The organism is Paracidovorax avenae ATCC 19860, assembly GCF_000176855.2.
Lineage (GTDB): Bacteria > Pseudomonadota > Gammaproteobacteria > Burkholderiales > Burkholderiaceae_C > Paracidovorax > Paracidovorax avenae.
This window is the reverse complement of sequence record NC_015138.1, coordinates 1,410,987-1,424,920: the sequence shown is the minus strand read 5'-3', so window position 1 is coordinate 1,424,920 and position 13,934 is coordinate 1,410,987. Positions and strand designations below refer to the sequence as shown.

The following is a 13,934-nucleotide window of genomic DNA, read 5'->3' as shown; positions in this document are numbered from 1 at the left end:
TGCTTGTGTGTTGGTGCCGTCGGCGAGACTCGAACTCGCACAGCTTTCGCCACTACCCCCTCAAGATAGCGTGTCTACCAATTTCACCACGACGGCTGATGTCTGCATCTGGATGGCATGAGGAACCCGAAGGGCTATTTGGCTTTCCAGACAATCCGGAATTCTACTCCGGAAAAACCCGACTCTCTATGAATCGGTTACTTTTCCGACAATTATTTTGTCGGGATCTGCGCTGCGCCAGAGGCCGGTGCCGCGGGCGGCACGGCGGACGCCGGAGCGGCCGGCGTGGACGAAGGCGACACGGACTGCACGGCGGCAGGAGCGGCTGCCGGGGTCTCGAGCACACTGCCGACCCCGGCGGGGCGGACGTTGCCGAAATAGGCCAGCGCGAGCGTGGCCGCAAAGAACACGCCGGCCAGCACCGCCGTCGAGCGCGACAGGAAGTTCGCGCTGCCGCTGGCGCCGAACAGGCTGCCCGAGCTGCCGCTGCCGAACGCGGCACCCATGTCGGCACCCTTGCCGTGCTGGATGAGCACGAGGCCGATCATTGCCAGCGCGGCCAGCATCTGCACGGCCAGGATCACATTCACGAGCACATTCATTTCTTCTCTACTCCGGTTGGTTCGCGCGGCGCCGCTCAGGCTGCCGCTGCGATGATCTGCAAAAAGTCCTGGGCCTTGAGCGATGCGCCGCCCACGAGGCCCCCGTCGATGTCGGGCTGGGCCAGCAGCGTGGCCGCATTCGCGGCGTTCATGCTGCCGCCGTAGAGCAGGCGGATGCGGTCCGCGTGCTCGCTGGCCGCTGCCAGCTGCGCGCGCAGCACGGCATGCACCTGCTGCGCCTGCTCGGGCGTGGCGGTGCGGCCGGTGCCGATGGCCCAGACGGGCTCGTACGCCACCACGGTCTCGCTGATGCAATGGCCGTTCAGGTGGATGACCGCGGCCAGCTGGCGCTTGACCACGGCCTCGGTCTGCGCGGCCTCGCGCTCGGCCAGCGTCTCGCCCACGCACACGACCGGCGTGATGCCGGCGGCCAGCGCGCGCTGCGCCTTCTCGGCCACCTGCTCGTCGGTCTCGCCGTGGTACTGGCGGCGCTCGGAATGCCCGACCAGCACGTAGCGCACGCCGAATTCCTGCAGCATCGCCGCGGAGATTTCACCCGTGTAGGCACCCACTTCGTGCCGCGACACATCCTGCGCCGCCAGCGCGATGGCCGAGCCTTCGGCCAGGCCCTGCACCTGTGCGAGGTAGGCCGCCGGCACTGCCACGGCCACATCCACGTTCTGGAACGCGCCCGCCTCGAGGCCGCCACGCAGCGCCTGCAGCAACGCGGCATTGGCGCCCAGGGCGCCATTCATCTTCCAGTTGCCCGCGATGAGTTTCTTCTTTGTCATGCTGTCCACGTCAAAACGATCTTGCCGGCATGCTGGCTCGACTCCATGAGCGCATGGGCCCGGGACGCCTCGGCCGCCGGGAAGGTGCTGTGCACCACGGGCCGGACGGTGCGCGCCGCCAGCAGCGGCCACACCCGCTCGCGCAGGGCGGCCGCGATGGCGCCCTTGAACGCGACGGAGCGGGGCCGCAGCGTCGAACCCGTCACCGTGAGGCGGCGGCGCAGCACGAGCCCTGCATCGAATGAGGACTTCACCCCGCCCTGCACGGCGATGATGACCAGGCGGCCATCCTCGGCCAGGCACTCGACCTCGCGCGCCACGTAGTCGCCTGCCACCATGTCGAGCACCACGTCCACGCCGCGGCCATCGGTGATGCGCCGGGCCTCGGCCACGAAGTCCTGCGTCTTGTAGTTGATGGCGTGGTGGGCACCGAGCTCCAGGCAGGTGCGGCACTTCTCGTCCGAGCCCGCCGTCACGATCACCGTGGCGCCGAAGGCGCGGCCGAGCTGGATGGCCGTCACGCCGATACCGCTGCTGCCGCCCTGCACCAGCAGGGTTTCGCCGGCCGCGAGGCGGCCGCGGTCGAACACGTTGCTCCACACCGTGAAGAAGGTCTCGGGCAGCGAGGCCGCCTCCACGTCGCTCCAGCCTTCGGGCACCGGCAGGCATTGCGCGACGGGTGCGACGCACCACTCGGCATAGCCGCCGCCCGCGACCAGCGCGCACACGCGGTCGCCAGCCTTCAGGCCGGCAGCGGCCATCGCCGGCCCGTCGCCTTCCGCGATGGTGCCCGCCACTTCGAGCCCGGGCAGGTCGGAAGCTCCCGGCGGGGGCGCATAGTGCCCCTTGCGCTGGAGCACGTCGGGCCGGTTGATGCCGCTGGCCGCGACGCGGATCAGCAGCTCGCCGGCGCCCGGCCGCGGCACGGGCCGCTCGGCGAGGCGCAGTACTTCCGGGCCGCCGGAGCCCGCGATTTCCACGGCACGCATGGTGGTCGCCATACTGGATCCCCAGGGATGTCAGGTGTCAAAAGAAGGCCAGGCCGGCACCAGGGCCGGACCGGTGGTCACCGCCGCCGGAGGCGGCGCTGGCGCTCAGGCATCCATCTGGCCGGAGTGCTCGCCCGTACCGGTGGATTGCTGCTGCTGTTGTTGCTGCTGGTCGGCACCGGCAGGTTCGCGGCGCTCGCGGCGCTCGCCACGTTCCGTGCGGTCGCCACGGTCGCCGCGATCCCCACGGTCGCCGCGCTCGGCGGGCGCCGGACGGCCGCTGTCACCCATGGGGCGGTCCAGCAGCGCGCGCATGGACAGCTTCACGCGGCCCTTCTCGTCGGTCTCGAGCACCTTGACCTTCACGACCTGGCCTTCGGTCAGGTAGTCGGTGACCTTCTCCACGCGCTCGTGGGCGATCTGGCTGATGTGCAGCAGGCCGTCCTTGCCGGGCAGCAGGTTGATCAGCGCGCCGAAGTCCAGGATCTTGACCACGGGGCCTTCGTAGATCTTGCCGATCTCGACCTCGGCCGTGATCTGCTCGATGCGCTTCTTGGCGACGTCGGCCTTCTCGGCATCGGTCGCGGCGATGGTGATCGTGCCGTCTTCCTCGATGTTGATCTGGCAGCCGGTTTCTTCCGTCAATGCGCGGATCACGGCGCCGCCCTTGCCGATCACGTCGCGGATCTTCTCGGGGTTGATCTTCATCGTGTAGAGCTTGGGCGCGAAGCTGGAGACCTCGGTCTTGGCCTCGCCCATCGCTTCCTGCATCTTGCCGAGGATGTGCAGGCGGGCTTCCTTGGCCTGGGCCAGGGCGACCTGCATGATTTCCTTGGTGATGCCCTGGATCTTGATGTCCATCTGCAGGGCGGTGATGCCGGCCGTCGTGCCGGCCACCTTGAAGTCCATGTCACCGAGGTGGTCCTCGTCGCCCAGGATGTCGGTCAGCACGGCGAAGCGGTTGTCTTCCTTGATCAGGCCCATGGCGATGCCGGCCACGTGGGCCTTCATCGGCACGCCGGCGTCCATCATCGACAGGCAGCCGCCGCAGACGGAAGCCATCGAGGACGAGCCGTTGGACTCGGTGATCTCGGACACCACGCGGATCGTGTAGGGGAACTCTTCCTTCGTCGGCAGCACGGCGACCAGCGCGCGCTTGGCCAGGCGGCCGTGGCCGATCTCGCGGCGCTTCGTGGAGCCCATGCGGCCCACTTCGCCGGTGGCGAAGGGAGGCATGTTGTAGTGGAACATGAAGCGGTCTTCGAACTCGCCGGCCAGTGCGTCGATGCGCTGCGCGTCGCGCTCGGTGCCCAGCGTGGAGACCACCAGGGCCTGCGTCTCGCCGCGCGTGAAGAGGGCCGAGCCGTGCGTGCGGGGCAGCACGGAGCTGCGGATCTCGATGGGGCGCACGGTGCGCGTGTCGCGGCCGTCGATGCGGGGCTCGCCGGCCAGGATCTGGCTGCGCACGATCTTCGATTCGATGGCGAACAGCAGGTCGCCCACCTTGCCGGCGTCGAAGGGCTCGCCGCTGGCCTTGAGCGCTTCCATCACGCTGGCGTTGGCTTCGCGCAGGGCCTGGGTGCGGGCCTGCTTGCTGCGGATCTGGTAGACGGCGCGCAGCTTCTCTTCGGCCAGGTCCTTGACCTTGGCGACGAAGGCCTCGTCTTCGGCGGGCGCCTGCCAGTCCCACACGGGCTTGCCGGCTTCGCGCACCAGTTCATGGATGGCGTTGATGGCGATGTTGGCCTGCTCGTGGCCGAACACCACGCCGCCCAGCATGATGTCTTCGCTGAGTTGCTGGGCTTCGGATTCGACCATCAGCACGGCAGCTTCGGTGCCGGCGACGACGAGGTCCATCTGCGAATTCTTGCGGGCGGTCTGGCCCGGGTTCAGCACGTATTCGCCGTTGATGTAGCCCACGCGCGCGGCGCCGATGGGGCCGGCGAACGGGATGCCGGAGATGGCCAGCGCAGCACTCACGCCGATCATGGCGGCGATATCGGCATCGACCTCGGGGTTGAGCGACACGGTGTGGACGACCACGTGCACTTCGTTCAGGAAGCCTTCGGGGAACAGCGGGCGGATCGGGCGGTCGATCAGGCGGCTGGTCAGCGTCTCGTGCTCGCTGGGCTTGGCTTCGCGCTTGAAGAAGCTGCCGGGGATCTTGCCGGCGGCGTACGTCTTCTCGATGTAGTCCACCGTCAGGGGGAAGAAGTCCTGGCCTGGCTTGGCCGACTTGGAAGCCGCCACGGTGGCGAGGATGACGGTGCCGTCGATCTCGACCAGCACGGCGCCGTTGGCCTGGCGGGCGATCTCGCCCGTTTCCATGACGACGGTCTTGTCGCCCCACTGGAAGGACTTGGTGACTTTGTTGAAGATGGTCATGCGTGTTTCCTATGCTTCGGTGTGGATGCCGGCCCGGAGAGGCCGGCGGGGGCCGGAGGGCAACTCAGAACACGATGCCATTCCAGTGGACCTGGGGCCGGGCCGGCAGCCCCCAAGGCCATTGGAATGACACAGCTTCGCTCTGCTATTGCGGCTCCGAAGTAGAAAACGCCTGAGTCAGCGTGCTAACCCAGGCGTTCCTGCGTGCGGATGCGCTTACTTGCGCAGGCCCAGCTTGGCGATCAGGGCCGTGTAGCGGTCGGCGTCCTTGGCCTTGAGGTAGTCCAGCAGCTTGCGGCGGCGGCTCACCATGCGCAGCAGGCCGCGGCGGCCGTGGTGGTCCTTGGCGTGCTGCTTGAAGTGGGGGGTCAGCTCGTTGATGCGGGCCGTGAGCAGGGCCACCTGCACTTCGGGGCTGCCGGTATCGTTGGCGGCGCGGGCGTTGTCCTTGATGACTTCGGCCTTGACGGAGGATGCGATCATTGGTTTTTCCTTGAGTGTCGGAGCCGGCGGGCCTCGCGCGTGGCGAGGCTGCGGCCCCAGGTTTTGACTTGCGCCGCGGGCTGGAACGGCCGGCGGCGTGCGTCTTGCACCATGCAAAACCATGGGATTATACCGCGCCGGCCTTTTCGAGCCATTTCCGCAGGCGCGCCACCCCTTCCACCAGCCGCGCGGGGTCGCGCGAGGCGAAGCACCAGCGCAGCCAGCCCTCCCCTTCCGGACCGAAAGCATTGCCGGGCGCCAGGCCCAGGCCGGCTTCCGCCACGAGGCGCTTGGCGGTGGCCATCGCGTCGCCATGGCCGTCCATGCGGAAGAAGGCGTACATGCCACCGCTGGCCGCATGGGCATGCACGCCGGGCACCGCCTGCAGCAGCGGCAGCAGGGTGTCGCGGCACAGGCGCATGTGGGCGGTGACGCGCGGCACGATCTCCGCCTCGTGCTGCAGCGCCGCGATGCCGCCGCGCTGCGTGAAGACGCTCACGCACGAGGTATTGAACTCGATCAGCTTGCCCATGTGGGCCGCCAGTGCCGGCGGCAGGACGAGCCAGCCCAGCCGCCAGCCCGTCATCAGGAAGCTCTTGGAGAAGCTGTGCACCACCACCAGGCGGTCCTCCGGCGCGGCGAGGTCGAGGAAGCTCGGCGCGCAGCCGTGGGGCGTCGGTTCGTAGTACAGGCGCTCATAGACCTCGTCGGCCAGGATCCAGGTGCCCGTGGCGCGGCAGTGCTCCAGGATCTCGCGCTGCTCGGCCGCCGACAGCGTCCAGCCCGTCGGATTGTTCGGGGCGTTCACCACCAGCAGCCGCGTGGCCGGCGTCACCGCGCGCTTCAGGGCGTCCATGTCCAGCGCCCAGGCACCGTCCTCCCGCGGGCGCAGCGGCAGGCACTGCAGGCGCGCACCCAGGATGCGCGGCTGGGCCACGAGGTTGGGCCAGACGGGGGTGACGGCGACCACCTCGTCGCCCGGATCCACCAGCGCCTGCACCGCCAGCATGAGTCCGCTGACGCCGCCGGACGTGACGGCGATGCGCCCGGCATCGATGGCCGGGCCGTGCAGGCGCGCCATGTAGACGGCGATGGCTTCGCGCAGCGCGGGCAGGCCGAGGTTCTGGGAGTAGAAGGTTTCACCGGCGCGCAGCGAGGCGATGGCGGCCTCGTTCACCACGTCCGGGGTGGCTTCGTCGCTTTCGCCGAACCAGAACGCGAGCACATCGGGCCGCCCCATGCCGGCGTTGGCGACTTCACGGATCTTGGATTCTTCGAGGTGGGCGAGGGTGTGGCGCATGGAAATGTCAGGTCGGCGAAACGGTACATTGTCGAGCCGGAGGAACCCCCATGCAATCGAAAACAAACCCTGTTGCCTGCGCCACCGTCGTGCTGCTCGTGGGCATCCTGGCCACGGGCACCGCGGCCGCAGCCACCGGCAGCGCGCCCGCACTCCTGGGAGCCACTGCTGCGGCCAACGCAGGCCCGCACCAGACCGAAGCCCGCTCCCGGGCGCGCGGGAAGGCGCCACGCGTGCGCAGCAGCCCGGCCTCCTCGTCCGCGGAGACGCCTGCCCAGCGGGAACGCCGGCTGATCCGGGAATGCAGGGGGCTGCCCAACGCGGGCGCCTGCCTCGGCTACGCCCGCCGCTGAGCACGGACTCTTGCGGGCGCCTCGGGCGCGCCCTGGCGATCGACGCCACCGCCGGGGCGTTGTCCGACAGCTCGGCGGCAGGCGCCGCGCTATACCTCGGGCACCCCGCACTCCATGCACCGCAGGATTCCCATGCCCGACGGCTCCGCCGCCCTTCTTCCGCGCGCCCGCGCCGCCCTCGGGCGCTGGGGCGCCGTCCTGGCCCTCGCCCTGGCCACCGCCGCCTGCAGCGGCCTGCCGCAGAACGTGGAGCGCCCGGAATCGAGCGCCCTGCCCGCCATGGCGGCGGCGGACACACCGCTCGCGCGCACCGTGGACGAGCGCAGGCAGGCGGCCGGTGCCCGCCATGCCTCGGGCTTCCTGCTGCTGAGCGGACCACAGGACGCCTACGGCAGCCGCCTGGCACTGGTGGAGGCCGCCCGCAAGACGCTGGACCTGCAGTACTACGCCATCCACGCGGACGCCAGCAGCGAGCGACTGCTGCGCGGTGTCGTCGCGGCAGCGCGCCGGGGCGTGCGCGTGCGGGTGCTGCTCGACGACTTCCACAGCACCGGGCGCAATGCGCTGGTGATGGGCCTGGCGTTCCAGCCGAACATCGAGATGCGCATGTTCAACCCCGTCGCCGGCCCGCGCGGCTCCATGGTGGGCCGGCTGTGGGGGTCGCTCACCGACTTCTCGCGCGTGCAGCAGCGCATGCACAACAAGCTCTTCATCGCCGACAACACCATGGGCGTGACCGGAGGACGCAACCTGGGCGACGCCTACTTCGGGCAGGCCGATTCCGGCAACTTCGTCGATCTGGACGTGCTCGCCGCCGGCCCCATCGTCGCGGAGATGTCGCGCAGCTTCGACGCCTACTGGAACAACCCGCGCGCCTATCCGGTGCAGTCGCTCATCACGCGCGAGGAACTGCAGCGCCTGCGGCAGCAGACGCTCGACCGCTATCCGGAGCGCAACACCTCCGGAGGCGACTCCGGCACCGCTGCGGACGACCGGGCGCCCGGGGACGAGGAAGCCCCTGCCCCGGCCGGCGACGGCCCCCGTCCGCCCGATGGGGAGCCGCGCCCCGCGCCAGGCGAGCCCTCCGACGACAAGCGTGCTCGCGTCTGGAACGAGCGGCCGATGGACCTGGGCGCAGCGCCATTCGTCTGGGCGCCGGCGGTCCTCCTCGCGGACCGGCCGGCGAAGATCGCGGCGGACGGGGAGACGGCCAGCATCCGCAGCACCCCGCCGGGTACCGCGCTGGACGTACGGGGGCCCCGTGGCCCGGTGCCCCCTGCCTCCCAGGCAGCCGGCCCTTCCGCGCCTCCGGGCGGCCCGCTGCAGGCATCGGCCGGACGTGCCGCGGAGGGCGATACCGTGGTGGACGGACTGCTCCACCTGCTCGGCCAGGCGCGCCAGGACCTGCTGGTCATCTCGCCCTACTTCGTGCCGGGCGACGACATGAAACGCGCCTTCGCCGATGCCCGCGCCCGGGGCGTGCGCATCCGCGTGCTTACCAACTCGCTCGCCTCCAACGACGCGCCGATCGCCCATGTGGGCTACGCACGGCACCGCGAAGAGCTGCTGTCGATGGGCCTGGAGCTCTACGAGCTGCGCAGCGAACAGGCCGGCGTGAAATCCGCCTTCGGCGACTCCGGCGCCAGTGCCACCGGCAAATCCCGCGCGATGCTCCACTCCAAGGTGCTGGTGCTGGACGGGCGGCTCATCGTCGTGGGCTCCATGAACCTGGACCTGCGATCGCAGTTGCAGAACACCGAGATCGCCCTGCTGATCCAGAGCCGCGGCCTGTCGCGCATGGCTTCGGCGCAGATCGAGACCGCCATGCGCGAGGACGCCTGGCACGTCGAGCGGCTGCCGGACGGCAGCCTCGTCTGGCGGGCACCCCAGGGCAGCGGGCTGCCGGACGCCACGCACGAACCCGACGCCAGCCTGGGCCTGCGGATGCTGCTGCGGCTGCTGGGCCCCCTGGCGCCGGACCACCTGCTCTAGGCAGCTAGGCAGGCTCCCTTCGGGCGCGCAGGGCATCAAGCCCCGCCCGTCTGCGCCTCCACCCAGGCGGTGATGGTGCGCTGGTCGGTGACCGTGCGCACGTGCTGGTAGGCGGCCTCCGCCTCGGGAAAGCGCCGGCGCAGCAGGTTGAGCCATTGCTTGAGCCGCCCCGCGCGCTGGCGCGGCTCCAGGTCCTCGCAGACCGTGCGCCAGAACACGCCCAGTTGCGGCAGCAGCGCCTCCCAGGCCAGCGCCGGGGCTCCGGCACGGCCCGCATCGGCCGCGCGGATGGCCAGGGCCAGGCCCGGGTCCGCCACGATGCCGCGGCCCAGCATCAGCGCATCGCCACCCGAGAGCGCCCGGCAGCGCATCGCATCCGCCACCGTCCAGATCTCGCCGTTCGCGATCACCGGAATGTGCACGGCTGCGCGCAGCGGCGCGACGAGTTCCCAGTAGGCCGGCGGGCGGTAGCCGTCGGCCTTGGTGCGGGCATGCACCACCAGTTCGCAGGCTCCACCGGCCTCGGCGGCCTGTGCGCATTCCCGGGCCAGCGAGGTATCGTCGTAGCCCAGCCGCATCTTGGCCGACACCGGCATCCCTGCCGGCACCGCGCGGCGCACCGCGGCCACCACGGCGGCGATGCGCTCGGGCTCGCGCAGCAGCGCGGCGCCGCCGCCGTGGCGGTTCACCACATTGGCCGGACAGCCGAAGTTCAGGTCGATGCCCTCGGGCCCCAGCGCGGCCAGCCGCGCCGCGTTCTCGGCCATGCTGGAAGGGTCCGATCCCAGCAGCTGGGCACGCACCGGCACGCCCGCCGCCGTGCGCCCGCCGTTGCGCAACTCGGGGATGTAGCGCAGGAACACCTTGTCCGGCAGCAGCGTGCCGGTCACGCGGATGAACTCGGAAACGCAGCGGTCCACGCCGCCCACGCGAGTCAGCACGTCGCGCAGGACGAAGTCGAGAAGCCCCTCCATGGGGGCGAGCAGCAGCAGGGGAGGATGGGACATCGGGGCAGGGGCGCCCGCACCGGAGGCCGCGTCATCGCGGCGTCATCGGAGTGCGGTGGAATGCAGGCTTCCATTGTCGCCAATGTCCCGCCCCCTCCGCACTCCATGCTGCTCTTGAAGACCGACAAGGCCCGCCTGGAACTCTCCCCGGGCGTGCGCACCCTCAGCCTGCGCGAACGCTCGCTGCTGCTGCTGGCCGACGGCCGGCCCGCGGCCGAGCTGGAAGCGCTCTACCACGGCGCCGGCAAGGACATCGTGGCCCGCCTGCTGGCGGACGGCTACCTGGTCCAGGCCGGCGGCGCCGCGGCTCCGGCTCCGGCGCCTGCCGCCGCACCGTCCACCGCCGCCGTGACGCGCCAGGCGCCATCCCAGGCCCCACCGGAAACCCCGCCCGCGCCCTCCAACGCGCTGCGCTCGCTCGCGGGTGCGCGCATGTACCTGTTCGACATCTGCGAGCGCATGTTCGCGCGCCGCAACCCCGCGCTGGCACAGAACTTCCTCGAGGCACTGCGCGGCGCGCGCGACCGCGACAGCATGATGGATGTCAGCGAAGCCTTGCTGGAAGAGATCGAACTGCTGGCCGGCCCGGAGCGGGCCGCCATCGTGCGCCAGCGCATGGAGCAGTTGCTGCCCATGCCGGCCTGACACGGCGCGCTGGAAGGCCCCTGCGGGTGTCAGGCGGCGCCGAGCCGCCAGAGCGAAGTGACCTCCGCTGCACGGGCCGCATGCAGCGGATCGGAAGCGTCTGCAGCCTTCCCGTGGCGCGGCCGGACGTCGTGCCGGCCCAGCACCTGCAGGCCCGCGGCCTCGATCCAGCCGAGCAACTCGGCGCGCGGGCGCAGCTCCAGGTGCTCCGCCAGGTCCGAAAGGATCAGCCAGCCCTCTCCGTCCGGCTCCAGGTGCCCGGCCAGGCCGCCGAGGAAGCCCCGCAGCATGCGGCTGTCCTCGTCATAGACCGCGCGCTCGACGGGAGCAGCGGCACGCGCCGGCACCCACGGCGGATTGCACACCACCAGGGGCGCACGGCCCGGAGGGAAAAGGTCGGCCTGGAGGATGTCCACGGCCGGCAGCACGCGCAGGCGCTGCAGGTTCTCGCGCGCACAGGCCAGGGCCCGGGGGTCCTGGTCGGTGGCGACGACACGGCGCACGCCGCGCCGCGCGAGCACGGCCGCGAGCACGCCGGTGCCGGTGCCGATATCGAAGGCCAGCGCAGCCGCGCCCGCGGGCAGCGGCACCTGCGCCACGAGATCGATGTACTCGCCGCGCACGGGCGAGAACACGCCGTAGTGCGGATGGATGCGGTTGTCCGGTGGTGCCCCCAGGGCGGGAATCTCCACGCCCCTCTTGCGCCACTCGTGCGCGCCCATGAGGCCCAGCAGCTCGCGCAGCGAGGCCACGCGGGGCGTACCGTCGGGAGCGCCCCATGCCTCGGCCAGCGCCGGCCGCCAGTCGGGTGCCCGCCGCAGCGCGATGCCATGGTCGCCTTCCACCGGAATGAGCAGCATGCCGAGCACCCGAGCCCGCTGGGCCTGGGCCTGGCGATGCAGGTGGAAGGCCTGCGCCGGTGCAGTCGCCGGCGCCGCAACCGCCTTGCCGCGGCCTTTCGCGCCGCCGCGTGGGCGGCCCCGGCTATCGGCCCGGCGCATCAGCGCCTGCAGCAGGTGCCGGGCATTCTGGAAGTCACCCTGCCACAGCAGTCCCGTGCCTTCGCAGGCCATGCGGTAGGCCGCATCGGCGGGCAGCGTGTCGTCGGCCACCACCACGCGGCGCGGCGCGGCGACGCCGGCCTCCGAGTGCCATTGCGCGCTGCGGTCCTGGCCGCCGTGGTTCCAGTGGATCATGCCGGACAAGGGCTCTCGCGGATCAGTTGAGGGGGCGCTGCAGGCGCACTTCCTCGATCTTCACCCCGCCGATGACGGCGGTCTTGGCGGTGGACATCTCGCGCTTGAAGCCCGCGAGCTCGTGGAAGCGCAGCGCGCGCTCGTTGCGCATCGGCACCCACGCGGTCACGTTGGTGCAGCCTTCCTGCTGCAGGCCCTCGCGGGCGGCATCCCAGAGGGCCACGCCCACGCCCTGGTCCCAATGGGACGGCGCGGCATAGATGGCCCAGATCTCGCCGGTGGTCGGGCGGGACTTGGCATCGCGCGAACGGTCGAAACCGACGAAGCCGACGATCTTGTCGCCTTCCACCGCCACCTGCACCTGGGGCTCGCAGTACTCGATGGCTTCACGCCAGTACGCCTGGCGTTTCTCGACCGAAGACATGGCTTTCAATTGGTCGTCGGGAACAAGGCCGCGGTACGCTTCCATCGCGGACTGCGTATGGATCTGGGCGATGGCTTTGGCATCGCGGAGCGTGGCGGGACGGACCTGAATACTGGCCTGAATACTGGACATTGGGAACGAACGGAACAGAAGAAGAAAAAAGGGGTGCGGAACGCAAAACCCACGATTGTCGCGCAATTGGTTTTCGGGCTCCAGTCCATGGGTGCTGCAAGGCCCTGCGGACAGGTCGCGCGAAGCCTTGCGCAGTGGCCGGAATGCCCTCCGGAAGCCGGCGAAAACACGGCCTGCCGAAGTGGGGCAAGGCCGTCAGAGCCAGCGCCGCAACAGCTCCAGCACCCGGTCGAAACGCGCGCCGTAGGGCGGATGCAGCAGATGGCCCAGCGACCAGCGGGACTGCACCAGCACGGATTTCTGGTGGCAAAAGCGCAGGAACCCATGCTCCCCATGGTAGGCGCCCCAGCCGCTGTCGCCCACGCCGCCGAACGGCAGGTTGTCGTGCGCGACATGCAGCAGCGTGTCGTTCACGGTGACGCCGCCACTCACGGTGCGGCGCAGCACGTCATCGCGCACCGCTTCGCTGCGGCCGAACCAGTAGAGCGCCAGCGGGCGCGGCCCGGAATTGATGTGGTCGATGGCGTCCTGCAGGCGGTCGTAGCCGAGCACGGGCAGCACCGGCCCGAAGATCTCCTCCTGCATGATCTGCATCTGCAGCGTGGCATGGAAGACCAGCACCGGCGGCATCTGCCGCGCCACGCCATCGCCGATGCCCTGCGGGGGCGGTGGCGGAGAGCCCGGCACGGGTTCGAGCACATGCACCTCCGCGCCCTGCGTCTGGGCCTGCTGCAGCATGGTGCGCAGGCGCGCGAGGTGCCGCGAATGGATGATGGAGGCGTAGTCGGGATTGCCCTCGAAATACGGGAACAGCTTCGCCACTGCGGCGCGGTACGCCTCCGCGAACGCCCCCTCGCTGCCGCGCGGCAGCAGCACGTAGTCGGGCGCCACGCAGGTCTGCCCGGCGTTGAACAGCTTGCCGTGCGCGATCTTGAGCGCGGCATCCCGCAGGTCGCAGTCCGCATCGATGATGCAGGGCGACTTGCCGCCCAGCTCCAGCGTGGTGGGCGTCAGGTGCGCGGCGGCGGCCTGCGCGACCTTGCGGCCCACGGCCGTGGAACCCGTGAAGACGAGATGGTCGAAGGGCAGCGAAGCCACCAGCGCGGCCACGGCCGCATCGCCCTGGACCACGCAGAACTCTTCAGGCGAGAAGAACTGCGCCACCAGCGATGCGAGCTGGGCGGAGGTGTGCGGGGTGAGTTCGCTGGGCTTGAGCATCACGCGGTTGCCCGCCGCGAGCGCGCAGATGGCCGGCCCGAGCGCGAGCTGCACGGGGTAGTTCCAGGGGGCGATCACCCCCACCACGCCCAGCGGCTGGCGCTGAATGAAGGCGTGCGCGGGCTGCAGGTGCAGCGGGGTGTGCACGCGGCGCGGCTTGCTCCAGCGCGCCAGGTGCCGCAGTGTGTGCCTGAGCTGGGTGCGCAGCACGAACAGGTCGGCCACCTCGGTCAGGCGCGGCGAGCGGATGCCGAAGTCGGCCTGCACGGCCGCCGCGAGCGCCGGCCCGTGCTCGTCCAGCAGCTTGCGCATGCGCAGCAGGCGCTCCCGCCGCACCAGCAGCGGCGTCTCGGGCTGTTCCCGGCTGGCCTGCCGCTGGAGTTGGAAGTGGTGGCGGATGTCGTCTGGCGTCATGCG

The 13,934-nt window shown here is 70.6% G+C and carries 13 protein-coding genes and 1 tRNA gene; 3 read left to right on the top strand and 11 right to left on the bottom strand.

All coding sequences use genetic code 11. From position 1 onward, the window contains the following. Nucleotides 1-11 precede the first annotated feature (11 nt). From ACAV_RS06270 to ACAV_RS06240, 7 genes are all read right to left on the bottom strand, one after another. Nucleotides 12-96, bottom strand: a tRNA-Leu gene (locus ACAV_RS06270). A 116-nt stretch (nt 97-212) separates the two neighbouring features. After that, entirely contained in the window at nt 213-602 is a 390-nt protein-coding gene (secG, locus tag ACAV_RS06265) for a preprotein translocase subunit SecG (protein ID WP_013593733.1), read from the bottom strand. 35 nt (nt 603-637) lie between these two features. Then, on the bottom strand, nt 638-1,393 hold the full coding sequence (tpiA, locus tag ACAV_RS06260; protein ID WP_013593732.1) for a triose-phosphate isomerase: 756 nt from the start codon (nt 1,391-1,393) through the stop codon (nt 638-640). Beyond that, nucleotides 1,390-2,394, bottom strand: coding sequence for an NAD(P)H-quinone oxidoreductase (locus ACAV_RS06255; protein ID WP_013593731.1), 1,005 nt, complete (start codon nt 2,392-2,394; stop codon nt 1,390-1,392). Before ACAV_RS06255 ends, tpiA begins: the two co-directional genes overlap by 4 nt. A gap of 93 nt (nt 2,395-2,487) precedes the next feature. Next, nucleotides 2,488-4,767, bottom strand: coding sequence for a polyribonucleotide nucleotidyltransferase (gene pnp, locus ACAV_RS06250; protein ID WP_013593730.1), 2,280 nt, complete (start codon nt 4,765-4,767; stop codon nt 2,488-2,490). Nucleotides 4,768-4,983: 216 nt separating this feature from the next. Then, nucleotides 4,984-5,250, bottom strand: a complete 267-nt coding sequence (gene rpsO, locus ACAV_RS06245) for a 30S ribosomal protein S15 (protein ID WP_011794401.1) — start codon at nt 5,248-5,250, stop codon at nt 4,984-4,986. A gap of 127 nt (nt 5,251-5,377) precedes the next feature. Then, a complete protein-coding gene (locus ACAV_RS06240; protein WP_013593729.1) occupies nt 5,378-6,550 on the bottom strand; it encodes a pyridoxal phosphate-dependent aminotransferase in 1,173 nt (390 codons plus the stop codon). 50 nt (nt 6,551-6,600) lie between these two features. On the opposite strand from ACAV_RS06240, the gene ACAV_RS06235 reads away from it, so the two are divergent. Both ACAV_RS06235 and ACAV_RS06230 read left to right on the top strand, forming a co-directional pair. Then, complete coding sequence (locus ACAV_RS06235) at nt 6,601-6,903, top strand: hypothetical protein (protein ID WP_013593728.1); 303 nt, start codon at nt 6,601-6,603, stop codon at nt 6,901-6,903. A 132-nt stretch (nt 6,904-7,035) separates the two neighbouring features. Continuing rightward, nucleotides 7,036-8,895, top strand: a complete 1,860-nt coding sequence (locus ACAV_RS06230) for a phospholipase D family protein (RefSeq protein WP_013593727.1) — start codon at nt 7,036-7,038, stop codon at nt 8,893-8,895. A gap of 35 nt (nt 8,896-8,930) precedes the next feature. Here the strand turns inward: ACAV_RS06230 and ACAV_RS06225 are convergent, their stop codons facing one another. Continuing rightward, a complete protein-coding gene (locus ACAV_RS06225; RefSeq protein ID WP_013593726.1) occupies nt 8,931-9,902 on the bottom strand; it encodes a tRNA dihydrouridine synthase in 972 nt (323 codons plus the stop codon). Nucleotides 9,903-10,007: 105 nt separating this feature from the next. Here ACAV_RS06225 and ACAV_RS06220 point away from each other — a divergent pair, with 105 nt between their 5' ends. After that, complete coding sequence (locus ACAV_RS06220) at nt 10,008-10,547, top strand: hypothetical protein (protein ID WP_041828608.1); 540 nt, start codon at nt 10,008-10,010, stop codon at nt 10,545-10,547. A gap of 29 nt (nt 10,548-10,576) precedes the next feature. Here ACAV_RS06220 and ACAV_RS06215 read toward each other — a convergent pair whose 3' ends face one another. From ACAV_RS06215 to ACAV_RS06205, 3 genes are all read right to left on the bottom strand, one after another. Beyond that, nucleotides 10,577-11,743, bottom strand: a complete 1,167-nt coding sequence (locus tag ACAV_RS06215) for a methyltransferase (protein WP_013593724.1) — start codon at nt 11,741-11,743, stop codon at nt 10,577-10,579. Nucleotides 11,744-11,765: 22 nt separating this feature from the next. Beyond that, entirely contained in the window at nt 11,766-12,299 is a 534-nt protein-coding gene (locus ACAV_RS06210; RefSeq protein WP_013593723.1) for a GNAT family N-acetyltransferase, read from the bottom strand. 195 nt (nt 12,300-12,494) lie between these two features. Beyond that, nucleotides 12,495-13,931 (bottom strand): coniferyl aldehyde dehydrogenase, encoded by a 1,437-nt coding sequence (locus ACAV_RS06205; protein ID WP_013593722.1) that lies wholly within the window; start codon nt 13,929-13,931, stop codon nt 12,495-12,497. Nucleotides 13,932-13,934 lie beyond the last annotated feature (3 nt).